23 protein-coding genes are annotated in these 25104 nt (G+C 44.7%); 4 read left to right on the forward strand and 19 right to left on the reverse strand.

Translation table 11 applies throughout. The features are described 5' to 3' along the window. Nucleotides 1–18: 18 nt before the first annotated feature. The 7 genes from BM095_RS16545 to BM095_RS07130 all read right to left on the reverse strand — a co-directional run bounded on the left by BM095_RS16545 (nucleotide 19) and on the right by BM095_RS07130 (nucleotide 6565). Complete coding sequence (locus tag BM095_RS16545; RefSeq protein WP_177194742.1) at nucleotides 19–177, reverse strand: hypothetical protein; 159 nt, start codon at nucleotides 175–177, stop codon at nucleotides 19–21. A gap of 558 nt (nucleotides 178–735) precedes the next feature. Beyond that, nucleotides 736–981, reverse strand: coding sequence for a type B 50S ribosomal protein L31 (locus BM095_RS07105; protein WP_091659429.1), 246 nt, complete (start codon nucleotides 979–981; stop codon nucleotides 736–738). 235 nt (nucleotides 982–1216) lie between these two features. Continuing rightward, complete coding sequence (gene rho, locus BM095_RS07110; protein WP_091659431.1) at nucleotides 1217–2491, reverse strand: transcription termination factor Rho; 1275 nt, start codon at nucleotides 2489–2491, stop codon at nucleotides 1217–1219. 328 nt (nucleotides 2492–2819) lie between these two features. Beyond that, nucleotides 2820–3788 (reverse strand): class II fructose-bisphosphatase, encoded by a 969-nt coding sequence (glpX, locus tag BM095_RS07115; RefSeq protein ID WP_091659434.1) that lies wholly within the window; start codon nucleotides 3786–3788, stop codon nucleotides 2820–2822. Between the two features lie 31 nt (nucleotides 3789–3819). Further along, nucleotides 3820–5106, reverse strand: a complete 1287-nt coding sequence (locus BM095_RS07120) for a UDP-N-acetylglucosamine 1-carboxyvinyltransferase (RefSeq protein WP_091659856.1) — start codon at nucleotides 5104–5106, stop codon at nucleotides 3820–3822. Between the two features lie 194 nt (nucleotides 5107–5300). Then, the gene (gene fsa / locus BM095_RS07125) at nucleotides 5301–5942 is read right to left on the reverse strand and encodes a fructose-6-phosphate aldolase (protein WP_091659437.1); all 642 of its coding nucleotides are present in this window, start codon (nucleotides 5940–5942) and stop codon (nucleotides 5301–5303) included. A gap of 254 nt (nucleotides 5943–6196) precedes the next feature. Next, complete coding sequence (locus tag BM095_RS07130; RefSeq protein WP_091659440.1) at nucleotides 6197–6565, reverse strand: response regulator; 369 nt, start codon at nucleotides 6563–6565, stop codon at nucleotides 6197–6199. Nucleotides 6566–6763: 198 nt separating this feature from the next. Between BM095_RS07130 and BM095_RS07135 the strand changes: the two genes are divergently transcribed. Next, nucleotides 6764–7279: a DUF2529 family protein gene (locus BM095_RS07135; protein ID WP_091659443.1), complete on the forward strand. Its 516-nt coding sequence runs from the start codon at nucleotides 6764–6766 to the stop codon at nucleotides 7277–7279. 397 nt (nucleotides 7280–7676) lie between these two features. Here BM095_RS07135 and BM095_RS07140 read toward each other — a convergent pair whose 3' ends face one another. The 6 genes from BM095_RS07140 to BM095_RS07165 all read right to left on the reverse strand — a co-directional run bounded on the left by BM095_RS07140 (nucleotide 7677) and on the right by BM095_RS07165 (nucleotide 15802). Continuing rightward, entirely contained in the window at nucleotides 7677–9287 is a 1611-nt protein-coding gene (locus tag BM095_RS07140) for a CTP synthase (protein ID WP_091659446.1), read from the reverse strand. Nucleotides 9288–9798: 511 nt separating this feature from the next. Next, nucleotides 9799–10275: a DNA-directed RNA polymerase subunit delta gene (rpoE, locus tag BM095_RS07145; RefSeq protein WP_177194743.1), complete on the reverse strand. Its 477-nt coding sequence runs from the start codon at nucleotides 10273–10275 to the stop codon at nucleotides 9799–9801. A 184-nt stretch (nucleotides 10276–10459) separates the two neighbouring features. Beyond that, on the reverse strand, nucleotides 10460–11608 hold the full coding sequence (locus BM095_RS07150; RefSeq protein ID WP_091659451.1) for an acyl-CoA dehydrogenase: 1149 nt from the start codon (nucleotides 11606–11608) through the stop codon (nucleotides 10460–10462). 42 nt (nucleotides 11609–11650) lie between these two features. Further along, nucleotides 11651–12505, reverse strand: a complete 855-nt coding sequence (locus tag BM095_RS07155) for a 3-hydroxybutyryl-CoA dehydrogenase (RefSeq protein WP_091659454.1) — start codon at nucleotides 12503–12505, stop codon at nucleotides 11651–11653. Between the two features lie 23 nt (nucleotides 12506–12528). Further along, on the reverse strand, nucleotides 12529–13698 hold the full coding sequence (locus BM095_RS07160) for an acetyl-CoA C-acetyltransferase (protein WP_091659859.1): 1170 nt from the start codon (nucleotides 13696–13698) through the stop codon (nucleotides 12529–12531). Between the two features lie 28 nt (nucleotides 13699–13726). Beyond that, nucleotides 13727–15802 carry a (Fe-S)-binding protein gene (locus BM095_RS07165; protein WP_091659457.1) on the reverse strand — a complete coding sequence of 692 codons (2076 nt, stop codon included), beginning with the start codon at nucleotides 15800–15802 and terminating at the stop codon, nucleotides 13727–13729. Between the two features lie 413 nt (nucleotides 15803–16215). Here BM095_RS07165 and cls point away from each other — a divergent pair, with 413 nt between their 5' ends. Beyond that, nucleotides 16216–17409 carry a cardiolipin synthase gene (cls, locus tag BM095_RS07170; RefSeq protein ID WP_177194744.1) on the forward strand — a complete coding sequence of 398 codons (1194 nt, stop codon included), beginning with the start codon at nucleotides 16216–16218 and terminating at the stop codon, nucleotides 17407–17409. Between the two features lie 220 nt (nucleotides 17410–17629). Here cls and BM095_RS07175 read toward each other — a convergent pair whose 3' ends face one another. Both BM095_RS07175 and BM095_RS07180 read right to left on the reverse strand, forming a co-directional pair. Beyond that, entirely contained in the window at nucleotides 17630–18412 is a 783-nt protein-coding gene (locus BM095_RS07175) for an alpha/beta fold hydrolase (RefSeq protein ID WP_245757847.1), read from the reverse strand. Nucleotides 18413–18443: 31 nt separating this feature from the next. Next, on the reverse strand, nucleotides 18444–18623 hold the full coding sequence (locus BM095_RS07180) for a XapX domain-containing protein (RefSeq protein WP_091659465.1): 180 nt from the start codon (nucleotides 18621–18623) through the stop codon (nucleotides 18444–18446). 229 nt (nucleotides 18624–18852) lie between these two features. Here BM095_RS07180 and BM095_RS07185 point away from each other — a divergent pair, with 229 nt between their 5' ends. Next, nucleotides 18853–19035, forward strand: a complete 183-nt coding sequence (locus BM095_RS07185; protein WP_091659468.1) for a hypothetical protein — start codon at nucleotides 18853–18855, stop codon at nucleotides 19033–19035. A gap of 151 nt (nucleotides 19036–19186) precedes the next feature. Here the strand turns inward: BM095_RS07185 and BM095_RS07190 are convergent, their stop codons facing one another. After that, nucleotides 19187–19582, reverse strand: a complete 396-nt coding sequence (locus BM095_RS07190) for a winged helix-turn-helix transcriptional regulator (protein WP_091659470.1) — start codon at nucleotides 19580–19582, stop codon at nucleotides 19187–19189. A gap of 210 nt (nucleotides 19583–19792) precedes the next feature. On the opposite strand from BM095_RS07190, the gene BM095_RS07195 reads away from it, so the two are divergent. Further along, nucleotides 19793–20674, forward strand: coding sequence for a DMT family transporter (locus BM095_RS07195; RefSeq protein WP_177194745.1), 882 nt, complete (start codon nucleotides 19793–19795; stop codon nucleotides 20672–20674). A gap of 124 nt (nucleotides 20675–20798) precedes the next feature. Here BM095_RS07195 and argS read toward each other — a convergent pair whose 3' ends face one another. The 3 genes from argS to BM095_RS07210 form a co-directional block, all read right to left on the reverse strand. Continuing rightward, nucleotides 20799–22469: an arginine--tRNA ligase gene (gene argS, locus BM095_RS07200; protein WP_091659475.1), complete on the reverse strand. Its 1671-nt coding sequence runs from the start codon at nucleotides 22467–22469 to the stop codon at nucleotides 20799–20801. Beyond that, complete coding sequence (locus BM095_RS07205; protein WP_091659478.1) at nucleotides 22456–22908, reverse strand: DUF1934 domain-containing protein; 453 nt, start codon at nucleotides 22906–22908, stop codon at nucleotides 22456–22458. Before BM095_RS07205 ends, argS begins: the two co-directional genes overlap by 14 nt. Before the next feature lie 444 nt (nucleotides 22909–23352). Then, nucleotides 23353–24336, reverse strand: a complete 984-nt coding sequence (locus tag BM095_RS07210; protein WP_091659862.1) for a cyclodeaminase — start codon at nucleotides 24334–24336, stop codon at nucleotides 23353–23355. Between the last annotated feature and the right edge of the window lie 768 nt (nucleotides 24337–25104).

The raw sequence follows: 25104 nt of genomic DNA on the forward strand, positions 1-25104 counted from the left end.
ATGATCTTTGCATGACCTCTATCCAGAAACTACTCTACTTCCGGGCATCTTTCTAGTTCTTGCGTAACCTGGCACGATAGGCTGCTCTTGCTTGGGGCAACTTCCCCACACTTGCGTGACTTGGAATGTATGGTTGCTCTGCTCCTGGGCATCTTTCGCTTCCTTGCCTGACCTCATCAGAAAAACCTTCTGCGTCTGGGTACCTTTCTTCCTTTTGCCTTCCCCCACGAGGAAAAACAACCCACGACCGGGTACCTTTCGCCTCCTTGCCTGCCCTCACATGGGGGATGAACCTTGCTCTGGGCAACTTTCTAATCTTTGCGTGACCTTATACAAGAGCCCGCTCTCGATCCGGGTTACTTCCTACGCCTTGTATGACATGGAACGGGATACTGCCCTGCTTCCGGGCAACTTGAATCCCGTTGCCTGCCTTCCCGTGATTGACCGCCCTTGCTCTGGGCATCTTTCTAGCTTTTGCGTTACCTTTCCCGATTGACTGCTCTTATCCTCGGCAACTTTCGAACTCTTGCGTTTCCTCATACAAGAGATTGCGCTCGCCCTGGGCAACTTTCGCTTCCCCGCGTGACCTTTCACATAAGCCTGCTCCGGGTCCGGGCAACTTCCTGACTCTTGCGTTACCCTACACATGAAGCTGCTCTCCCTCCTCGCCCTCCCAACAAAAAACGACCGGGCGCAGAGAAAAACTCTCCACGACCCGGTCGCCGATATAGCACATTACTTGAGGTTGTATTTCTTTTTGAAACGGTCAACACGGCCACCAGCATCAGCAAGCTTCTGCTTACCAGTGTAGAATGGATGAGAATCAGAGCTGATTTCAACTTTGATAAGCGGGTATGTGTTACCGTCTTCCCATTCCGTAGTTTCCTCAGAAGCACGTGTAGAACCACTAAGGAATTTAAAACCTGTGCTTGTATCCATAAATACAACTTTACGATAATCCGGATGGATTTCTTGTTTCATCGTTTTCACTCCTTCCGACTTGATTCCTTAAGTACCAAGGGCACTTGCGATCAGAGTCTTTTACATTATCCAACTCGTCGTACGAGTGGCTTCTGCTTTTCACACATGTTGAAATTATATCAAGGGCAGAAGGATTTTTCAATATGCATCTGCATCCTTTTTATCCCGTCTGTCTTGGGGCTTCCTATCAGCATCTATGACAGAAAATGCTTGTCCTGTCCTCGCCTGCTTGTTCTTACTTACGAGCTGCTGCACGCTTGGCGCGGTCTTTTGCCATTTCATCAAAAAATTCGTCGTTTGTTTTCGTTTGTTTAATCCGACGGATGAAGTGATCCACAAATTCAGGAGTGTCATTCATGGATTTACGGATAGCCCACAAATTATCCAGATGCTCTTTTGGAACGAGCAGTTCTTCTTTCCGTGTGCTGGACCGACGAATATCGATCGCAGGGAAGACGCGGCGCTCGGCAAGACGGCGGTCAAGGTGGAGCTCCATGTTTCCTGTTCCTTTAAATTCTTCATAAATGACATCATCCATCCGGGAACCCGTATCTACCAAGGCCGTCGCAAGGATGGTTAAACTCCCGCCTTCTTCAATATTTCGTGCCGCTCCGAAGAAACGTTTAGGACGGTGGAAGGCCGCAGGGTCAATCCCCCCGGATAACGTCCGTCCACTTGGTGGAATGACAAGGTTGTACGCACGTGCCAAACGAGTAATGCTATCCATTAAAATAACTACGTCTTTTTTATGCTCCACCAAACGCATGGCCCGCTCTAAAACAAGCTCTGTTACTTTTACATGGTTTTCAGGGAGTTCGTCAAATGTGGAGCTCACGATATCGCCGTCGACAGAACGTTCAATATCTGTCACTTCTTCCGGTCGCTCATCCACGAGAAGTACGATCAATTCTGTTTCCGGATGATTTTCCGTGATACTGTTTGCGACTTCTTTTAACAACGATGTCTTCCCTGCTTTTGGAGGTGCCACAATTAAACCACGCTGTCCAAACCCGACAGGTGTAATCAAATCAATTAATCGGGAGCTGATTCGACCTGGTTTGTTTTCTAGGTGCATCCGACGATCGGGGTAAAGTGGGGTGAGCGCAGGAAAATGAGGTCTTTCTTTCGAGGTATCTGGATCTTCCCCGTTAACTGCTTCTACCATTAAGAGACCATGATAGCGTTCTGTCTCTTTTGGCGGGCGAACTTTCCCGGACACTTTATCGCCGTTTCTTAAGCCAAACCGGCGTATTTGGGAGGCAGAAATGTAAATGTCTTCTGAACTTGGCAAATAATTGATGGGTCGTAAAAAACCATATCCTTCAGTTTGAATAATTTCCAAGACGCCTTCCATAAACATGAGTCCATCTTTTTCCGCTTGTCCTTTTAAGATAGCGAAAATTAATTCACGTTTGTTTAACTTGCTGTAATAGGAGACATTGTATTCCTTCGCGAGGCTGTATAGCTCCTTTAGCGTTTTGTTTTCTAATTCTGAAATATTAACACTCAATATGGTCACCACTTTTCTTGTTTTTCCGATTTCTATATGAAACGCTCTCACGTTAATAAATTTTAACTTTAATTGGGAATTTGCTTGTATATGGAAAAGGAGAGGAATGGTATCGTTCTAAAACGGCTGCACACATTCACCGCTTCGAAGAAACGTTTAGAAGTTATAAGAGAGAACCATACTTTATTTAACCACGGTTTGTTTATAATCGCAATAGCAAATAAGATCGAATCATAGAGAATCGCCGGGTCTTGAAAATGATAAAAGAAGGGATGTTCTTAAAATCGGAAAAAGCTGCCGCCAAAGCACAGCTTTTTCCTTATCGTTGTTAAGATCCCATGACAAAGTTAGGCTTCTTCTTCACGTTATGCTTTCCGTCCACAAATCGTACCGTACCTGATTTTGCTCGCATAACAAGGGACTGGGTATGGGCAGATTCGCCTTTGTAATGAACTCCTTTTAACAATTCTCCGTCGGTTACACCGGAAGCTGCGAAAATAGCGTCATCACCAGAAACAAGATCATCCATATAAAGAACTTGGGATACGTCTTCTACACCCATTTTTTTGCAGCGCTGTAACTCCTCATCATTTTCAGGAGCAAGCTTTGCCTGCTGTTCTCCGCCGAGACACTTCATGGCTACCGCAGAAATAACTCCTTCTGGCGCCCCGCCGATGCCAATATACATATCTACGCCTGTTTCATCAAAAGCCGTGTTAATCACACCCGCAACGTCCCCGTCTTGGATGAACTTAATTCTAGCGCCGGCTGCACGGATATCACGAATAAGATCTGCGTGACGATCTCTTCTTAAAAGAGTGACGACCACGTCTTCTACATCTTTTCCTTTCGCTTGAGCAACAGCTTTCAAGTTGTCTGTCACAGGAGCATTGATATCAATTTTCCCTGCCGCTTGCGGACCTACCGCAATCTTTTGCATATACATATCCGGCGCATGAAGGAGGTTGCCTTTATCCGCAATGGCGATAACCGCTAACGCATTACTCATCCCATTTGCTACAATGTTTGTTCCTTCTAACGGGTCCACCGCAACGTCTACACGTGGTCCATTGCCGCTGCCTAATTTCTCCCCTATATAGAGCATCGGGGCTTCATCACGTTCTCCTTCACCAATCACGACTGTTCCTTCCATCGGGATCGTATCAAACACGTCACGCATCGCTGTAGTCGCGGCATCATCCGCTTCTTCTTTTTTGCCCCGTCCCATCCAGCGTGCGGAAGACAACGCTGCCGCTTCTGTGACACGTACCAATTCCATTGTTAAACTTCTTTCCATTTTCCTGTCTCCTCCTCGTGGGTGTTGCTGATTATGAACTTTTTACTTGTTCGACTTCATCCGTGGTAAGTCGCTCGCGCCAAATCTTTGCCCCAAGCGCTACTAGCTTTTCTTCTAAGTCTTCGTACCCTCTGTCGATATGCTCCACGCCTGTAATTTCGGTCACTCCTTTTGCCATTAACCCGGCAATCACGAGAGCGGCACCGGCACGGAGGTCGCTGGCCTTTACACTCGCGCCTTCAAGCGGCGTAGGTCCGTGAATAATCGCCGATCGACCTTCCACCTTTACGTCTGCTCCCATACGAGACAGCTCATCGATATGTTTGAAACGAGAGGTGTAGATCGTATCCGTAACCATGCTTGTTCCTTTCGCCTGGGTGAGTAAAACGGTAATCGGCTGTTGAAGATCGGTTGCAAACCCTGGATACACTAATGTTTTAATATCCGCGCTTTTGAGGCCGGGAGAGGAATGAATATACATTTGATCATCCCCCGCCTCAATATGAACACCCATTTCTTTTAGTTTGGCTGTCAATGATTCTAAATGATCGGGAATAATATTATCAATAATGACTTCCTGTCCCATCGCAGCCGCCGCGATAATATAAGTGCCGGCTTCGATGCGGTCAGGAATAATAGAATGGGTACATCCTTTGAGCTCAGACACTCCGTCAATACGAATGACATTTGTACCGACACCTTTAATTTTAGCACCCATGCTCGTTAAGATGGTAGCAACGTCAATAATTTCCGGTTCTTTTGCCGCATTTTCAATAATCGTGCGGCCTTCTGCTTTAACAGCAGCAAGCATGATATTAATGGTCGCTCCCACACTGACAACGTCCAGATAAATGCGTGCTCCCGTTAGCTTGTCTGCTCTTAAAAAGATAGAACCTTGCTCATTTGTCACCTTTGCGCCAAGTGCTTCGAATCCTTTTATATGCTGATCAATCGGACGCGGTCCTAAGTTGCAGCCACCTGGTAAACCGATTGCGGCTTTTTTAAATTTCCCGAGCATCGCCCCCATCATATAGTAAGAAGCCCGTAATTTTTTCACCCGCCCATTGGGCAGCGGCATCGGCATAATATTTCGAGGATTAATCGACATATGCGTACCTTCATGAACGACGGAAGCACCAATATCTTCCAGAAGGTGTGCTAGCGTTTCGACATCCGATATTTTCGGAAGGTTGTCAATCGAAACTTCTGAATCTGCTAAAATGGCCGCAGGAATTAAAGCTACCGCACTGTTTTTCGCTCCGCTGATATGTATTTTTCCCTGTAACGGATGTCCGCCTTCTACCATCAACTTATCCATGAGCGATTCACTTCCTCCATTATCTCGTTGTGGGATTGTCCCATTTCTTCCCATTATGGACATCCTCGCATTATTTAAAAAGAGGCTGAGTTTTATTTTTTTAAAAAGAACCTGTAGCTAGACAATAGAAAAGCGCAAGCGCCCTTTGACAACCGGGCGCTTGAATGATGATCGTACCCCTGCCACGTTTCCTTTTATCGATTTTCCCAGTCACTCAAGAATTTTTCAATCCCTTGATCCGTGAGTGGATGTTTGACTAACTGAGAAATCACTTTCATTGGAATCGTCGCAATGTGAGCACCACGCTTGGCTGCTTCGGCTACATGCAGCGGGTGGCGCACAGAGGCAGCAATGATTTCTGTTTCAATCGCATGTTCAAAAAAGATTTCTGAGATTTCGCTAATCAAATCCAGCCCGTTATGCCCGATGTCATCCAGACGTCCTAAAAATGGGGACACATAGGTAGCTCCTGCACGCGCCGCTAGAAGCGCTTGAACAGAAGAAAACACAAGCGTGACATTTGTTCTAATATTTTCCTCTGAAAAAGTTTTTACAGCTTTCAAGCCTTCAAGGGTCATTGGAACTTTCACCGTAATATTAGGAGCTATCGCTGCTAGATCACGCCCTTCGGTAATCATCCCTTCCGCTTCCGTGGAAATAACCTCCGCACTGACAGAACCTTCTCTTACAATGCTAGTAATCTCACGGAGTCTATCTTTAAAATCGACCCCTTCTTTCGCAACTAAGCTAGGGTTCGTCGTAACTCCAGAAAGTATGCCAAGATCATTAGCTTCCTGTATCTGTTCCAGATTCGCAGTATCGATAAAAAACTTCATAACGTCCTCCCGAATGTATAATATAGAAACACGTCCATCCCAAGACAATGGAAACGGGTTGTGGCGGCAAAACAGCATGAAATGCCTCTCGACTGTTGGAATAAAATCAGAGGGACCTTTCAGGCTTATGACTATTCTAACCTTTATGTAGAGAAGAAATAAGAGTATCTCTTCTAAAATTACCTGCAATAATTATAGCATAATATGCTTACTTTTCATTGTTTCCCTTGTAGAAAAGTTACATGTCTTTTCTTTTATTTCAATGATAATTCTTTTTCCACTTTTTCTCTTACCAGATCAATATCAAATGGTTTCGTTAAGTAGGAAGAAGGTACATATTGTTTTGCTTCCTTGATCGTATCTAATTCTCCATAAGCGGTCATTAAAATTACTCTTGTCTGGCAAGCAATTTTTCGTTTTTTCCATTCTTTTAAAATTTCAATGCCATCCATACCGGGTATTTTAATATCCAAGAGCATAATATCAGGCGCTATGTTTTCCAGCATATCTAAAGCTTCCATTCCCGTGGAGGCCTCGAATATTTCATAACCTTCTTTTCCGAGCACTTCTTTTAACAACGCTCTAATACCATATTGGTCATCAACAATTAATATCTTGTGCATAGATTCCCCCTTCCTCCCGCTCTCTCTATAACAAATTTAATATTCTTTTCAATTACATTTATTCCATATTCCTTCCAAATTCTCCTTCCTGTATGAGTGAGATAGGATGTTAGCCTCTAGGGCCATTTTATTGCAAAGGCAACTTCGCTTATAATGTAGAAACAATCCCATTTACAGAACAAAGTCGAGGTGTCAGCCATGAAAATGTTTGCAACCCAGCTTCAAGGAATGTTTCAAAAAATTGTTGCTCTAGAAGAACCTTTGGAAGATGGAGCGAGACTGTTAGCTCAAGCCCCAGCAGGAGCGGGAAAGTTATATGTAAGCGCTACTCCGGAATTAACGGGGATTGCCATGTCTCTCGCTGCTCATCAAGAAGCCCCGAAAGACACGATGTACTGGCAACCTTCTTCCTCCCCGGATTCCACGGACCGCGTTCTCCTGTTCGCCGGGAAGAAGGAAGCAGCAGAACTGTCGCAACAGATCGAGTTTCTGAAAAAGCAGGAAGTCCCTCTTGTCATTGTGGCTCCCTTCTCGCAGGAAGACATCGAAACAGATCTGGATTTTACAGATATATGGATCCAAACACCAGGACGTGATGGGATCATCCCTGCTGAGGATGGTAGTCGCATGGGTGAACCGACCGCGTTGTGTAGTTTATTTACAGGTCAACTACTCTATCTGTATATCAAAGAAATGATGGAGGAGTTTGATTAAAGGTGGACTATAAGAGCACTCTGGCTTTCAGGACGTGTTTAGTAAAGAGCAACTACCTATGAGCCTCCGAGTGGCCGGGCGCGAATACTGGAGTTCTCCTTACTCATCGTACCATGAAAAAAAGCTGCCGTTTATGGGTATTCCATAGACGGCAGCTTTTCTTTTTTATAGTTTTGTCGTTTTTGTGGATCCAGCTCAGACTCCATCGGCTCGAGATCGCTTCAACCCGCTCTGCGGCGGCGTAGCCTCCTCAGGCCCACACGATGTGGGTCAGTTCGACGTTGTCACAGGACGTGACGTTCTTAGTCGAACTTCCTTCTCCAGCGCTTGTCGCCGATAAGCAGGAGTCTTGCGCTTTTCTATTGATCCAGCTCAGACTCCATCGGCTCGAGGCCGCTTACTTTTTATTGGATTGTTGCAACGTAGCGTTGATAAATTCCCGAAATAGTGGCTGTGGACGTGTCGGCCGCGATACAAACTCAGGATGGAATTGAGAAGCGACGAAATAAGGATGATCTTCAATTTCAATAATTTCTACGAGACGTCCATCCGGACTTGTCCCACTGAAGATCATACCTGCTTCTTCTAAGCGGCTGCGGTATTCGTTGTTGAATTCGTAACGATGACGATGACGTTCATATACCACTTCATCATCATAAGCCGCTTGTGCTTTCGTACCGTCTTGAAGTTTACAAGGGTAAAGCCCAAGTCGAAGCGTTCCCCCTAAGTCTTCTACTTCCTTTTGTTCAGGCAGCAAGTCAATAATAGCATCCTCCGCATCAGGATGAAGTTCTGCTGATCCTGCTCCCCTCAAACCAACAACGTTCCGTGCAAATTCAACAGAAGCAAGCTGCATGCCAAGACAGATACCAAGGTAAGGTACTTTCTTTTCACGCGCATACTTAATGGCGCTAATTTTGCCTTCCACCCCGCGGTCCCCGAACCCGCCAGGAACTAAGATACCGTCCGCTCCGGCTAGCAACTCATTTACATTTTCTTCAGTTACTTCTTCTGAGTTCACCCAACGAATAGCAACGTCTGAATCAAAGGCATATCCTGCGTGCTTCAATGATTCTGCGACGGATAAATAAGCGTCTGGCAAAGCCACGTATTTTCCGACCAATGCAATGGTAACTTTGCCGGAAAGGTTTTTCACCCGATCAACAAGTGCGGTCCATTCTTTCATATCTGCCTCATGACCGTTCAGACTTAAATAGTCACACACATACTGATCCAGTTTTTGTTCTTGTAGGGAGAGAGGCACTTGGTACAATGTTTCCTCGTCACGAGCTTCAATGACCGCATCTTTGTTAATATCGCAGAACAGAGCGATTTTCTCTTTCATGTCTTGCGGCACCGGGCGTTCCGTCCGTACCACAATAACATTCGGCTGAATGCCAAGACTGCGCAGTTCTTTGACACTATGTTGAGTCGGCTTGGATTTCATTTCTCCTGCCGCCGCTAAATAAGGAATGAGTGTGCAGTGAATGTACATAACATTTTCTACGCCCACATCACTTTTTATCTGGCGAATGGCTTCGAGAAAAGGAAGACTTTCAATATCCCCTACGGTTCCTCCGATTTCAGTAATGACAACATCGGCCCCTGTTTCTCTGCCAGCTTGATACACTCGTTCTTTAATTTCATTCGTAACATGAGGGATGACTTGGACAGTGCCTCCCAGATAATCACCACGGCGTTCTTTCCGAATCACAGATGAATAAACTTTTCCCGTCGTAATGTTACTGTTCCGGCTTAGATTAATATCAATAAACCGCTCGTAATGTCCAAGGTCAAGGTCTGTCTCTGCCCCGTCATCCGTCACAAATACTTCCCCGTGCTGGTACGGACTCATCGTTCCTGGGTCTACGTTAATGTACGGATCAAACTTTTGTATCGTGACACTGATTCCACGATTTTTCAAAAGACGTCCGAGAGAAGCAGCCGTAATTCCTTTGCCTAATGAAGATACAACGCCACCGGTGACGAAAATATATTTACTAGCCATTCATTCATCTACTCCTTTTTATATAGAAAAGCGATAGTGCCTGCTCAGCCACGACAGGTTCTGGAGGACCAGTGGAAGATCGGCTAAAACCGTCTCGTCCTGAGACAACGCCGACCTAACCCACATCGTGTGGGCCTCCGAGTGGCTAGGCACTAGAGCTAGACATTGCGAAAAGCGAAAGCGCCTTGGGCAGCCGCGACAAGTTCTTCTGCCTCCTCCGCAGGCCATCCTCATGGCCGCAGGGGGAGGCGAAGAAATCTCGAGCGGCTTGGCGCTGCAGCTAGACATGGCGAAAAGCGGAAGCATGTAAGTGACCATTTCCGCCTTCGCTGCAAGCCACTTTTTCATTAAAAAAACAAAAGTGACACCTCACCCATGGGCGGGGCGCACTTTTGTTTATTATTCTTGCTATTGAGAACCGTTGCTATGTGAAAAAATTTATGGTTCAAGCCCAAAAATGATTTTACCGAGCCTGATTTTAAAAGTCAAGTACAAACGACATTAGCAGATATTAGTAATCATCCTCTGGTTCAAATGGGGTGCCAGGCGTTCCAAAGCCTTCTAAGTTATCTCCCTTTTCCAGATCATCGGCATCTTCTTCATGCGATAATTCATCTAACTCGTCTTCTATATCTTCCAAGCCGTCTACCGCATCTTCTTCAAATTCATCGTCGTCCATTTCTTTTGGTCGTTTTGGTGCTTGTACCGTCATACTCAAATCTTCATCGGATTGGTCTAACGGAAATCTTTCTCGCAAGCCCCAATGGTTTTCTCCCAGGTGAACGAAACGTCCGTCCAAATTCAAAGAAGTGAACAACCTTGTCATACGGTTTTTCTTTTCTTCCGGCGTCATATCTTTCAATTCGGCAATCCGTGCGAATAGCTTTTGATAGTCATAAGGCTCGCTCTCTTCTTCTAAGAGAACGTATGCTAGCTCCACCGCAGACATTTCTTCAATCTGTTCTTGATCAAAATCGGTGATGCTCACAGCTCCCACTTCCTTCCTGCAATGTGTTCGAAGGATACAAGGCACATCGCTTTTTTGATGTGACTGTATCCACATCCCTTCGTAAAGGGCCGAAGCAGTCCAAAATTATACTTTTCATTATAAACATATTTAGGTTATTTATGCCAGCAATTTCGGATCGTCTGTGTAACTGTTTTTTCCGTCTCTATTTATACTCTTTTAGCAGCCTTTTTGCAACAACCATCCGTTGTATTTCACTCGTTCCCTCATAGATTTCACACACTTTCGCATCTCGAAAATAACGCTCTACCGGATAATCTTTCATATACCCGTACCCTCCGAATATTTGCACTGCATCGGAAGCGACTTCTACAGCCGTCCGAGATGCATATAGTTTAGCCATCGAAGCTTCTTTCGTACAAGGTACGTGATTCTGATGCAACAAAGCGGCTTGATAGGTTAATAATGTGGCTGCTTCTACCTTAACGGCCATATCTGCCAATTTAAAAGAAATCCCTTGGTGCTCACAAATAGGTTTTCCAAATTGTTTCCTTTGTTTCGAATAAGCTGCCGCTTCAGCTAACGCTCCCTCGGCAATCCCTACCGACTGAGCGGCAATGCCAATCCGTCCTGCTCTCAAATGAGACATGGCGATATGAAACCCTTCTCCTTCTTCTCCTAGACGATTCTCATCCGGTACTTCACAGTCTTCTAATATGAGTTCTGTTGTATTCGAGCCATTCAATCCTAATTTCTTTTCTTTTTTCCCAATCGAAAATCCCTGAAATTCTTTCTCTACGATAAAAGCGGTCATGTTCTTCTCTTTTTGTTCATTTTCTGTTTTTGCAAATAGAATATACGTATCTGCTTCTCCCCCGTTTGTGATAAATACTTTTGAACCGTTGAGAAGATAACGGTCACCCGCTTTTTTCGCCGTCGTTCTCATCGCGGACGCGTCACTTCCAGCCCCGGCTTCGGTGAGAGCGAAAGCACCTACATATTCTCCCGATGCAAGCTTAGGAACATATTTTTTCTTCTGCGCTTCGGTCCCAAACGAGACAATAGGAGCCGTTCCTACCGATGTATGCACGGATAAAATGACTCCGAGAGCTGGACTCACTTTCGAGATTTCATGAATTGCAATGACCAGGGAAGGGAAATCCATTCCGGCTCCTCCATACTCCGCTGGAATCGGAATACCCATATATCCTAACCGCGCCAGTTCGTTTACAAGCTCTTTCGGAAAGCGATCCTCTTCTTCCATTCGTTTCACTTCGGGAGCCACTTTCTCCTTGGCGAACTCTCGCACGGCTTTTCTTATCATTTTCTGCTCTTCTGAAAACATGAAATCCATCTTAATTCCCTCCCCAGCACAGCTTTTAAGAAGACTTGCAACTCAGGATGAATATCTATAGAAGCCGCGCCCTGATTTTTTGCCAAGCCATCCAGCATTGACATATTTTCGCAACAGAGGACACGGCCTGTATTTATCCTCTCCGAACCCTTCATGTAACGTTTCCATAATCGATAGACATGTATCGAGTCCGATGAAATCAGCCAGCTTCAGAGGACCCATTGGGTGATTCATTCCTAACGTCATAATATGATCTACATCCTCCGGTGCCGCTACTCCTTCGTATACCGAGAATATTGCTTCATTAATCAATGGCATTAAGACACGATTGGACACAAAGCCAGGATAATCTTTCACTTCAACCGCTGTTTTCCTGAGAGATTCCGCTGTTTCTTTAACAATTTGATATGTCTCCTCTGATGTAGCCAGTCCTCGGATAACTTCTACCAGCTTCATCACTGGGACAGGATTCATAAAGTGCATGCCGATCACGTGATCCGGACGTGTTGTCTCTGCTGCTAGCTCTGTGATGGATAAGGAAGAAGTGTTCGTCGCGAGAATCGTTTGGGAAGAGACGCATTGGTCGAGTTCTTGAAAAATTTCCTTTTTGATATCCATGTTTTCTACTGCTGCTTCTACAACCAGATTGGCGTTCCGGCATTCTTTTATCGTCGATACAGGGACGATGCGCTGTATGAGGCTTTCTTGTTCTAATTGCGTCATCTTTCCTTTTTGGACAAGCTTCTCGGTTTGCTTTCGTATTCCTTCCACGCCTTTAGAAAGCTGTTCCTTCTTACTATCGTACAGCAAGACATTATAATGAAACTGAGCAAACGTTTGGGTAATGCCTGTTCCCATTTGGCCCGCTCCTATTACGGCCACAGTTTGTATATTCACCGACCCTCACCCGCCTTCCATCGTTATACTTCAATCATTACCGCGTCCCCTTGGCCGCCGCCGCTGCAGATCGCGGCAATGCCCGTACCTCCTCCGCGCCTTCTTAATTCATAGGCAAGCGTTAAAATGATTCTCGCCCCACTTGCCCCGATCGGATGGCCCAAAGCTACCGCTCCACCGTTAACATTTATTTTTTCTATGTCAATGCCGGTCAGTTGAGAACTTGCTAATGCCACAGCGGAAAAGGCTTCATTTATTTCAAACAAGTCAATCTCTGCTGCGGTTTTCCCCGTCTTTTTTAAGAGCTTATTAATGACCAGTCCAGGTGTTTTCGGAAAATCCTCTGCTTCCATCGCAAGCGCGGTGTGCCCAATAATGACAGCTAACGGACGTTTCCCTGCTTGTTTTTCATCCATGAGCACCATGGCACACGCTCCGTCATTTACGCCAGGTGCATTTCCTGCTGTAATCGTTCCGTCCTTGGAAAAAGCCGGCTTTAATGTTTGCAGAGCCTCTATCGTTGTATTTTCACGAATGGTTTCATCATTGGTAACGACTTGCGTATCGCCTTTAGGAAGGGTTACTTGCACTGGTGTAATTTCTTCCGCCCAGTATCCTTCCTCCTTCGCTTTTCCTGCGCGTTTCTGACTCCTAACAGCCCACTCGTCTTGCATTTCCCGGGAAATATTCATTTCTTTCGCAGCATTCCCGCCGTAAATGCCCATATGAACGCCTCGGAAAGAACACGTTAACCCGTCCACGATCATCATGTCAGACAGGTCTGTATGTCCCATCTTCGCTCCCCACCGGGCTTTTGGAACAATATAAGGAGCATTGCTCATCGATTCCATACCGCCTGCCACAATGACACGCTTATCTCCAGACCGGATGATTTGATCCGCCATGGTCAAACTCCTCATCCCGGAGGCACATACTTTATTTATCGTCTCTGTCTCTGCTTCCCAGGGGATATCCGCATGGCGGGCAGCTTGACGCGAAGGTAGCTGCCCCTGTCCTCCCTGAAGAACATTTCCCATGATGACTTCTTCAACAGTATCCACGTCCACCTCAGTTTTTCTTAACGCTCCTTTTATTGCTTCCCCACCGAGCATTCCAGCAGATAATGACCGCAGAGAGCCTCCAAACTTTCCAAAAGGGGTTCGAGCTCCATCGAGAATCACGGTTCTACCCATGGACATCCTACCTCTCCTTGTTTGATAACTATCCAATAACAGATCGTTCGAGTATCTCAGCAATGTCCATTGTTGCAATCTCTTCTTCCATCTCTTTAGATTTTGTACCATCCGTTAACATAGTCAAACAGTAAGGACAACCACTTCCAATCATCGAAGGACGAACAGCGAGTGCCTGTTCTGTACGCTCCACATTCACCCGTTGACCCACTTCTTCTTCCATCCACATCAATCCGCCGCCGGCTCCGCAACACATGCTGTTTTCCCGGTTTCGCTCCATTTCTACCACACGGAGACCAGGGATGTGTCGTAAAATTTCGCGCGGTGGATCATATATGTCATTGTAACGACCGAGGTAACAAGAATCGTGATAGGTGATTGTTTCTTTTATTTCTCGATGGGGGACCAAATATCCTTCACGAACCAGATCTGCTAACACTTCCGTGTGATGATACACATCCACGTCTTCAAGACCGAATGTTGGATATTCTTTTTTTATCGCGTTGTAGGCATGGGGATCGATGGTGACGATCTTTCGGATGGGGTGCTTCTGGAATTCTGTAATATTCGAGACTGCAAGTTCCTGGAATAAAAATTCGTTTCCTATCCGCCTCGGTGTATCTCCTGAGTTCTTTTCTTTATTCCCGAGAATTGCAAAGGAAACTCCGGCTTCCTGTAACAGCCTTGCAAAGGATTGGGCTATTTTTTGACTTCTTTTATCATAAGAGCCCATGGAACCAACGAAAAATAAATACTCTGGCGGTTCTTCCCTGTCCCACTCTGCCAAGGTAGGAACATGAATATCTTCTCGACTTTCCCGCCATTTTTCTCTTTCGTTCCGATGGATGCCCCATGGATTCCCTTGCCTCTCGATGTTTGTCATGACTCGCTGTACTTCCGGGTTCATTTTTCCTTCGGTCAATACGAGGTAGCGTCGCAAGTCGATAATTTTGTCGACGTGTTCATTCATCACCGGGCATTGGTCCTCACAGTTCCGACATGTCGTACAAGCCCAAATTTCCTCTTCTGTAATGACGTCTCCGATGAGCTGGGTGTGATACCCCTCTTCCGGGTCCTTCCCTACAGACTGAGAGGCGTATTGATTTCCAGCAGTGCGTGAAAAGGCATAAGCTGGCAGCCAAGGAGAACGTGAGGTGAGAGCGGCCCCTTTTTCGGTTAAATGATCCCGCATTTTTACTAAAAGATCCATCGGAGAGAGCATTTTTCCTGTTCCAGTGGCGGGACACATACTGGTGCATCTGCCACACTCGACACAGGCATACAAATCCAACAGTTGCTTTTGATTGAAATTCTCTACCTTTCCGACCCCAAATTCTTCTTGCATTTCATCTTCAAAATCAAGGGAAGCTAGCTCTCCAACAGGATGAGTGCGTCCAAGCCACACGTTAGCCGGACCTGCTAGTAAATGGGCATGCTTAGACTGAGGAACATATACTAAAAACGTGAGTAAAAAGAGCAAATGCAGCCACCAAAATACGAAAAATAACACAGCAGCCGCAGATCCTTCTATAGGAGCTGCCACTATTGCAATTCCAGAAGCTATCGGTTCAAACCAGGAAAGATCTTTTCCGAGCCATATCATTTCCATCCCTTTGGCCACCAGCTTAGAAATCATTAAACCGCCAATAAATAGAAGGACAAGCCCGGCCTTCCATCCTCTTTTCAAACGGCCCAGTTTTTCGATATACCGGCGGTGAAACGCTGCGGCAACAGCTAGCAATATGAGCAAGACGACAATTTCTTGAAAAAGCGTAAAGTAAGGATACACCGATCCAAGCGGTAAATGAGAACCAGGCTGCAATCCTTTCCAAATCATGTCAATGGCACTGAATTGTACGAGAAGAAATCCATAAAAAAACAATATATGAATGATGCCGCTTTTTTTATCCTTCAGTAATTTTTTCTGTCCCAGAACATTGGTGAGTACCGCCTCCCAACGTTCCTTTACGGACCGGTTCCATTCTGCTTTTTTTCCTAACTTAATAAACACGTACCGTGTATACACCGCTTTGCTGAAGAGCCATACTGCATATACCGTTACAAGAAGAAAAACGATTCGGTTCACCCAAAGAAAAGTACTCAATGTCACCACCCCTTTCATAAGAAAAGCGCAAGCGCCTTGCTCACGAGCGACAAGCACTGGAAGGACTTTGACAGAAGTCGCTTTTCGGCTTCTGCAAAGGCCTGAAGTGACCTCGAGCGAGTAGGCGCTGAAGCTAGACAATAGAAAAGCGAAAGCACCGTTCATCGGCGACAAGCGCTGGAAACCCGCCGCCGCAGTGCGGGTTGAAGCGACCTCGAGCCGATGGTGCCTGTAGCTCGACAACACAAAAGCGCAAAGCACTCACTTGCACGCAAGTAGCAAAAGATTAATCCCCCGATGGACCCTCGAACATTTGTATAGTCACACTCTTTTTGATGTCAACAAGAACAACTATCGCTAAAATGAAAACGTTTGGGCACTCTATAGGTATAGAGAAAATGGAGGTTGGTGTGATGATCCTAATCTGCCTCGTCATCTTGGCAGCATTGGCAGGCGTTTGGGTGTGTCTGGACTTTTACTACGGGAAGAAAGCCCATCGAAAAGAGAACAACACCGTATTCTATCCCGTTCGTAAAGATAACGTCACGTTTTTAGAAGACGGGAAAGATTTTTTTGATGCCTTTTTTCAAGACGTCAAACAAGCTTCTCACCATATACACGTTTTGTTTTTTATTTTTCGTGCGGACCACATCGGTGAGCAATTCATTCATATTCTTTGTCAAAAAGCGGAACAAGGTGTAGAAGTAAAGGTCATGGTGGATCGTTTCGGTGCCGGCATGGATAAAAAAGGAAAACAGCAGCTGCAAGCAAGTGGGGTGAGCGTAGCGTACACACAATCCCCTTCGTTCCCTTTTTTCTTTTATTCTTTAAACCGGCGTAATCATAGAAAAATTGCGGTCATAGACGGCAAAACCGGCTACTTGGGCGGCTTCAATATTGGTGATGAGTATCTAGGCAGAGATCCACAGATGGGGTATTGGCGGGATTATCATTGCCGTTTTCATGGAGCGGGAGTACAGGACCTACAAACACAATTTCTCATAGACTGGAAACGTACAAAAAAAACGATCTCCTCCTCACAAACGTATTATCCTGCTCTCCGTGACGGGTCCCAAGAGATTCAGTTTGTTTCCTCCGACGGGTTTGGATTGGCTGCCTTTTATAAAGAGAAGATTGAGAACGCAAAAGACTATATTTATATTGCCAGTCCTTACTTCATTCCTACCCCTCCTTTATACGAAGCACTTTTGTCTGCTTTAGCACGCGGTGTGAACATTTGTATTATTTTGCCTGAGAAAAGAGACCACCCTTTTGTGAAAGAAGCGTCCTTTTACTATATCCGTCCGCTCGTGAAAGCAGGCGCTCGTGTGTACCATTTTCAACTCGGTTTTTATCATACGAAGGCCTTTGTCTCCGATGACTCCTTTGGCATGGCCGGCACGGTGAACTTTGACCGCAGGAGCTTTTACTTGAACCGGGAAATGAATGTCCTCTTCACCGATAAAGACTTGGTGCACAGCATCAAAAATTCTCTGGAAATCGATATGAAACAGTCCACTTTGCTCTCCTATGACAAGATCAAAGACCCGTCCCCTGTGGAAAAATTGAAAGAAGTATGTGCGCTTTCTCTCCGTTCCGTGTTGTAAATGAAGATCTTTCCTCTCAGAAAGCCTCATGGTAAAATATATGTAACGACACAATACTTTCATTCCTATGTTCTGTCTTGTTTATGGAGCTGTCGCCAGAGAGGGCGGCAGCTTTCCTCTTTTTAAGAAAAGCATAAGAGCCCCTCTCAGCATTTAAAAAGACAAAAAAGACGATGGGATCGTCATCGTCTTTCGTCTTTCCCTGTTAATAGGGACGTTTCTACATATTTTTAACGTGGGAAAGGGTGTCTCTTGCGAATCGTCTCACCACTGCATTATAAGTGTGCGCTTCTAATGTTGGCACTTGGTGACCGACGCTATCCACGTATATCACTTCTTTCGGGGCATGAACGGCATATTTGTAAAAAAGATACTGATAATAATGAACGTACCAATCTCTCGTTCCATAGATAAGCAGCAATGGCACTTTTAACTCGGATAACCGATTCGTACAGCTATATGTCATCCCGGACTCATAGAGCGATTGCAGCAGGCGGGGACGGATGGTACTCACCGTCTGTGCAATGGCTTTCCGATGTTCTCGTCGGCGGGAGTTAGAAAAAGATAAAATATGCGCCAACCACGTCGTATGATTATTTTCTGCAAACCAGATCCCAATCTCAAACTCCTTTTTTAACAATGTACTGCAAACTTCGGGAAATCCTCCCGTAAGTATTATTCCAGCGGTGCGTTCCGGCCAGCGTAAAGCAAATTCTAATGCGACCGAGCCGCCACTGGAATATCCGGCTAATATCACCTTTTCCTGATTCAATTCTTCTACTAAATGATAAATATCTACGGCCCATTCTTGAATCGTCAACGTCCCTTTTCCATTACTGCTTAATCGATGGCCTCTCGCATCCATGCAGATCACTTGGAATTCATCCGATAATTCCTTCTGTTCCATAAATGTAGCGGCTCCCATGGAAGGAGGATGGATAAAAATAATGGGAAACCCCGACCCCCATGTCTGGTAATGAATGGTAGCACCTTGTGATGTCATAAATGGCACACTCTCTCACCTCTTACGTTCGTCAGCTTCCCCCTCCTTGAAAAAAGGGAAGAATCCACTCGTAAATTTTATAACCAAGAAATATTCCAATGATCCCCATAATCCCCGGTAAAGCAGGCGGGGCCGGTATCGGCAGACGAACAACTGCAAATAACAGACCGACGATAACCCCTGTAACTAAGGATAAAAGCGTTTCTTGCATCCATGTCACATCCTTGTCATTAATATGCTTGTCTTGTGTCTTCTTTATGCAATGAAGATCTTACTTCTCTATTTACGAAAGATGACACAAGAAAACCTCTTCACTCATTGACGAGGATGAATGACGTCAAGTCTTTTTGATTTTAAATTATTTATTAGAACTAATGAATGGTGCTGTAATTAGGTGGACAGAGGGAGTTATATGACAACGGTTGGGAGAATTGGTTGAGATGTTTAGCGGGGAATACGTGAAGAAAACAGTGAGCAAACGGTGGGATGACTTCGATGGCGTGAAAATACAACGTGATCTGTACAGTGCGTTTCTTATCATGAATGTGAAGAATGACCTGTGCGAGATCGACAGTCAAAGGCGGCTCGATGTAAGAGATAAGAAGTTATTATTTGAGGAATGAATGAGTGATAGTGAAATAAAAACAGAAACGAACCTGACACTTATCGGACTATGCGTCGTTGATGAAAGTCTAAGGGAACAGCATTAGTCCTGTAAGAAGATAACACATCTTCAAGGGAAGTGCTTCTCAAGTACCTTAGAACCCACCGAATTTATTCGTGTGGATGTTCAGTTTTCTCGTCTGTTTCTATCAATTCCTCTCTATTCTGGAAGATCACATCTTCATATTTATCTCCCCAATCCCGCATGAAGTTTAGTATTGGCTTTAATGTTTCTCCTAATGCTGTCAGAGAATACTCCACTTTTGGAGGGACTTCTCTATAAACTTCCCTATGTACAATCCCATCTCGTTCTAACTCGCGAAGTTGCAAAGTCAACATACGCTTTGTTGTGTGAGGCAGCAATCTCCCTAATTCATTATATCGTTTTGGTCCAGACATTAAATTATACAATATAATTCCTTTCCATTTACCACCTATGACATTCGTTGTAATTGAGACTGGACATGCAGTCGTATCAGAGCAATACTCTTTTTTAAAGTCCTTCATTTATTGTCGACCTCCATTTTTAAAATAGTCCAAAAACAACCTGTTTGAACAACTTTTTTAGGAATCATTTATGATACTACATATAAAATATGTTCCTATAATACAAAAATGTACGTACTTTTATTTAAATTATATATAATATATCATTACCCTTGCAATGAAAAGACAAATTACGATGATGTTTTTTGTCCTGCATGGGAGGATGATTACATGTTAATCGGTATTCTATTTACAATTTTATTTGCATCAGGAGCTGTGTCTGTTAAATTCGGACTATTGTCTGCTGCTCCATTAACAATGGGGATCATTCGATTTCTTTTTGCTGGAATATTAATCTTGCTATACATTCATTTATTTAAAAAAGATGAATATCGTCTCCCACGAAAGGGCGAATGGAAGCCCTTGGTTTTATTAGGGTTATTTAACACTTCCTTGTATCTTGGCTGCGGCTTTTTGGCATTACAAACTGTTTCATCAGGTTTTTTTAATCTAGCAGTTGCTGTTAATCCACTACTTGTTGCGCTTCTTTCTTCACTCTACACCAAGAAAATAGTCCAAAAAAAAGTGTGGATCGGCATGCTTATTTCAGCAATTGGTTTACTCATTGCTACAATCCCTCAGCTTGAAAACAGTCATTCTACAGTAAGCGGGATTTTCTTGCTAATGATTGGAATGGTATCTATGGCTATTGGAAGTGTATATTTTCAAAAAGCTAAATTACAATTACCTAGTATAGTTATCAATGGGTGGCAAGTGTTATTTGGAGGGATTATATTAATTATTCCAGCGATTGTTTTAGAATGGGATAAACCTCTAATCGTTGATCTGAATCTTGTTATTTATATTGTGTGGTCTGTCTTAGTTGTGTCTATATTAGCTATGGTTCTGTGGTTTTATTTGCTGAAACAAGACACAGTAAAAGCGAATATTTGGTTGTTTTTAACACCGATTGCAGGATATGCTTTATCTTTCACGTTACTAGGGGAAGTGATTACGATATTTGAAGTGCTTGCGACTCTTTTTGTCTTTACTGGGCTTTATTTAACAGGAAATTTACAATTTAATAAGCATCAAATAGAAAAAGCTTCTTAAGTTTAAAATCTACTTATAATTGATGAACGCTTTGACCTGCCCCTGTCACAAACAACATCAAAAAAGCTGGACTTGAAGAACAGTGTCTTCAACATCCAGCTTAGTCATGCCATATCTTGTTTTGTTACATTTTCTCAGGGGCGGATACACCGATAAGCTTCATCCCATTTTGCAATGTCGTTTGTGTTGCTTTTACAAGGGCAAGCCGTGCTTTCGTTTTTGCTTCACTTTCTTCGTCCACTACACGTTCGGCGTTATAAAAGCTATGGAAAGTAGACGCCAGCTCATGAAGATAATTCGTAATGCGGTGCGGGGCGTATTTCTCTGCTGCTAACTCCAATACTTCGGGAAATTCTCCCATCTTTTTCAAGAGATCGTATTCTTTTTCTGTCTGGACATAGCTCAGATCGGCATCCGGGTCAAATGAAAATCCTTTTTCCTCTGCCTGACGGAAAATACTGCACAAGCGGGCATGCGCGTACTGCACGTAATACACAGGGTTTTCATTAGACTGTGATTTCGCCAAGCTTAAGTCAAAATCAAGATGGGTGTCGGCACTTCTCATCGCGAAGAAATAGCGAGTAGCATCGATACCTACTTCTTCCATGAGGTCACGTAATGTGACAGCCTTTCCTGTCCGTTTGCTCATTTTTACACGTTCGCCATTCTCGTACAAATTCACCATTTGGATGATCTGCGTTTCCAACTGTTCTTTTTCATAACCTAAGGCTTGGACTGCAGCTCTCATCCGTGGTATGTACCCATGATGGTCTGCTCCCCAAATGTTAATCACTTTTTCAAAGCCGCGTTCAAATTTATTTTTATGATAAGCAATATCTGGCATTAAGTATGTGTAAGAACGGTCGCTTTTCACGAGGACGCGATCTTTGTCATCACCATAATTGGTCGACGTAAACCAAATAGCACCGTCTTTTTCATATACTACCCCTTTTTCTTGTAAAAGTTGAAGCGTATCTTCTACTTTGCCTTCTTCATATAACGATGTTTCCGAAAACCACACGTCAAAAGCAACTCGGAAATCCTCCAAGTCCTGCTTTAACTTCTCTAATTCTTTTTTCAATCCGTATTCACGGAAAAAAGCGAAGCGCTCATCATCCGGCATCTCCACGAACTGATCACCGAACTCAGAAGCCAAGTCTTGTCCAAATTGACGGATGTCTTCCCCGTGGTAGCCGTCTTCCGGCATCTCTGCTTCTTTGCCAAGCGCTTCTAAGTAACGTGCTTCTACAGAGTATGCTAGGTTATTTATTTGATTTCCGGCATCGTTAATATAATATTCTCTCGTTACGTTATACCCTGCCTTATCGAGGATGTTACAAAGAGAATCACCAACCGCTGCACCACGGGCATGTCCGAGGTGCAAATTCCCCGTTGGATTGGCAGAGACAAATTCGACTTGAACTTTCTTCCCCCGCCCTGTATCCGTTTGACCATATGCTTCTCCTGCGTCTAACACGGAAGGTATCAACTCACGCAAGTAGGCATTGTCTAAAAATAAGTTAATAAATCCAGGGCCAGCCACTTCTACTTTCTCAATGGATATTTCTGATGTTTTCATATGTTGTACAATATCATCTGCGATCAGACGAGGGGCTTTTTTTGCTACTCTCGCTAACTGCATCGCAATGTTTGTGGCAAAATCCCCGTGATCTTTCTCCTTTGGCGTCTCCAAGATCACCGCAGGAATGTCTTCCTTGGCCGCAAGCCCGGCAGCTTCCACCGCCCGGGCTATTTCCGTCTTTATTTTTTCTTTTCTATCTTCAACGATGTTCAACGTCATGATCCTCCTCTATTGAAATAGTTACATCATACCGTCCTGCAACCGTTCCCTGCAATGTTAAATCATAACCAAACTGAATGCGGCCCGTCCGTCCACTGTCTGACCACATAACAGCCACTTGATCGGTGTCTGCCTCTGTCTTTAATTTACCATAAGGCGTCTCATAGCTGCCTTCTGTTTTTTCACCATATTGGTACAGCTGTCGCATTTCTACAGCTCCTGATCGGATCACCGTAATTTCCTGTTCTCCGACTTTCAACAACGTAGACACTTTCCCTATATCCTCCAAATCCTCGGTGAATTTTACATAGGTGGTATTATTTTTCTTATACAGTTCGCCTCTCGCTTGCAGTTGGACTTGGTCTTTCTCACCTTGCTGGCGAATGTCGGTCGTCATTTTCACGTCGACCGGAGTTTTCTGTGTAGCTGTCAATGCCGGTCACTCTCCTTTATTGGGGAAATAGCTTTCCTGCCATTTTCACCTGTATCGGGTGCCGTCCATCTTTCCTTGAATAATAAAAGTGTAGCGATTCCGAGAGATGCTTGCAAGAAAGAAACGCGCAAAACGCCTGACTTCTACAGGGCGTGCTTACTTCTGCGTTAGCTAGTAGACGACGTACTGACTTATATGAATACAGGGCTCTGATATCACACTCTATGTACGCCCATCTCTCTCTATTCCTCAGAAAAAAGTTCTCCTAGCGAGTATATACAGAGTTCCCTCCCTTGACAAGCAGGGGCTCCATCCCCAATGACATTCATGGGGCACAAAAAGCGCAAAGCCCCCACTATCGGTGACAAGCTTTAGTAAGGCTTATCACCAATAGAAAAGGGAAGACGTGTTCAAACCGATGGGGTACTACTTTCCTTCTCATTCCTACTCAGGGAAGCGTATTCCCTTCTCCGCTTCTCTTAATTTATCATACGCATACACGGCAATGGCTGTGTCTTGCACTCCCGTCCCGGTTAAATCACAGAACGTGACTTGCTCATCGTTTTCTCTGCCTTTCTCATTTCCTAACGCGAGGTGTCCCAATTCCAATGTGTTGCTTGATTCCTTCAGGACCCCTGCTTCTGCAGCGTGATGGTGTTCCCCTAATCGGAAAACTTGGGATACAGAGTCGCAAGCGAGGACATCCACTTCTTCTAATACGGACGGGTGAATTTCATTTTTATCCTCCGCGTCAGAGCCCATGGCTGTAATATGGAGTCCGGGATGGAGCCATTCTTTTTGAATCAGAGGTTCTTTAGCTGGTGTGGTTGTGACCACAGTGTCGCTGTGACGGACTACTTCTTCTGGACTTTCAGCTGCCCGCACCTTAACTCCCAGTGTGTCTTCCATATCTTTAATATATTGATGCACTCTCTCTTCTTTCCTTCCGTATACGAGCACCTCTTCAAAGCTTCGCACCAGGTGAAGGGCTCGAAGCTGGTATCTGGCTTGTGTTCCCGTCCCAATAATTCCCGCGGTTTTCATCTTCGGCTTCGCTAAATATTTCGCTGCCAATGCTCCGGCTACCGCTGTGCGTACATCCGTCAAATATCCGTTATCTTGTAATACTGCTTCGGTAAAACCGGTTTCTGTGCTGAATAAAAGCATCATCCCACTTAAGCTTGGCAAGCCTTTATCCGGATTATTAAAAAACCCCGATGATATTTTAAGCGCGAACTTATCCATTCCTTTTACATAGGCTGTCTTCACATCTACTTCCCCATTGTTTTCAGGAATATCGACACGTAAAATCGGCGGCATGGTTACTTCTTCTCTTGCTAATTTTTTAAACCCGTCTTCAATTAATTCTAATGCCTTCTCGTTTACATCGGTCACTTGCCGAATGTCTTTCTCTGAAAAAATGAACATGAGCATGCACTCCTTTCTCCTAAGAAATTACAATGGCTGTCATTCACCTTGCGTTACCGGAATGTGAAAAGCGTTTTCTAAAACTCTTAGATGCACAACATACTGTATCTTCCTCATTCCTTCTCCGCCCCCGATAAAAAACCTTTCATTTTTTTAAGAAAAGCGGAGGCGCCTTGCTTAGCTGCGACAGGTTCATCTGTCTTCGCCATAGGCCATCCTGATGGTCGGAGGGGAAGACGATGAAACCCCGAGCAGCTAGGCGCTGAAGCTAGACAACAAGAAAAGCGGAGGCGTGTAAGGATGTTCGACTAAGATCGTCACGTCCTGTGACAACGTCGAACTGACCCACGTCCTGTGGGCCCACGACAGGTTCTGGAGGGGCAGCAAAGAAAGGTGTTCTTCTTCATTGACTGCACCGAAGAAACCCCGAGTGGCTGGACGCCGCAGCTAGACATAACGAAAAGCGGAAGCGCCTTGCTTAGCTGCGACAGGTTCATCTGTCTTCGCCATAGGCCATCCTGATGGCCGGAGGGGAAGACGATGAAACCCCGAGCAGCTAGGCGCTGAAGCTAGACAACAAGAAAATCTCAAGGCGCCCGCCCATCGGCGACAAGTGTTAAAGACCTTCCGAGCTATCCGATCAGAACTCGGAAACGCTAACAAAACATACAAAACATCTCTCTTCCCGTCTTCTGGCAGTCAAACGAGCATTTATTCTATAATGGAAAGTAGAACCCTCCTCCCCTTTATATGTACTTCGAGAGAAGG

The organism is Alteribacillus iranensis, assembly GCF_900113025.1.
In the GTDB taxonomy this organism is placed as follows: Bacteria; Bacillota; Bacilli; order Bacillales; family Marinococcaceae; genus Alteribacillus_A; species Alteribacillus_A iranensis.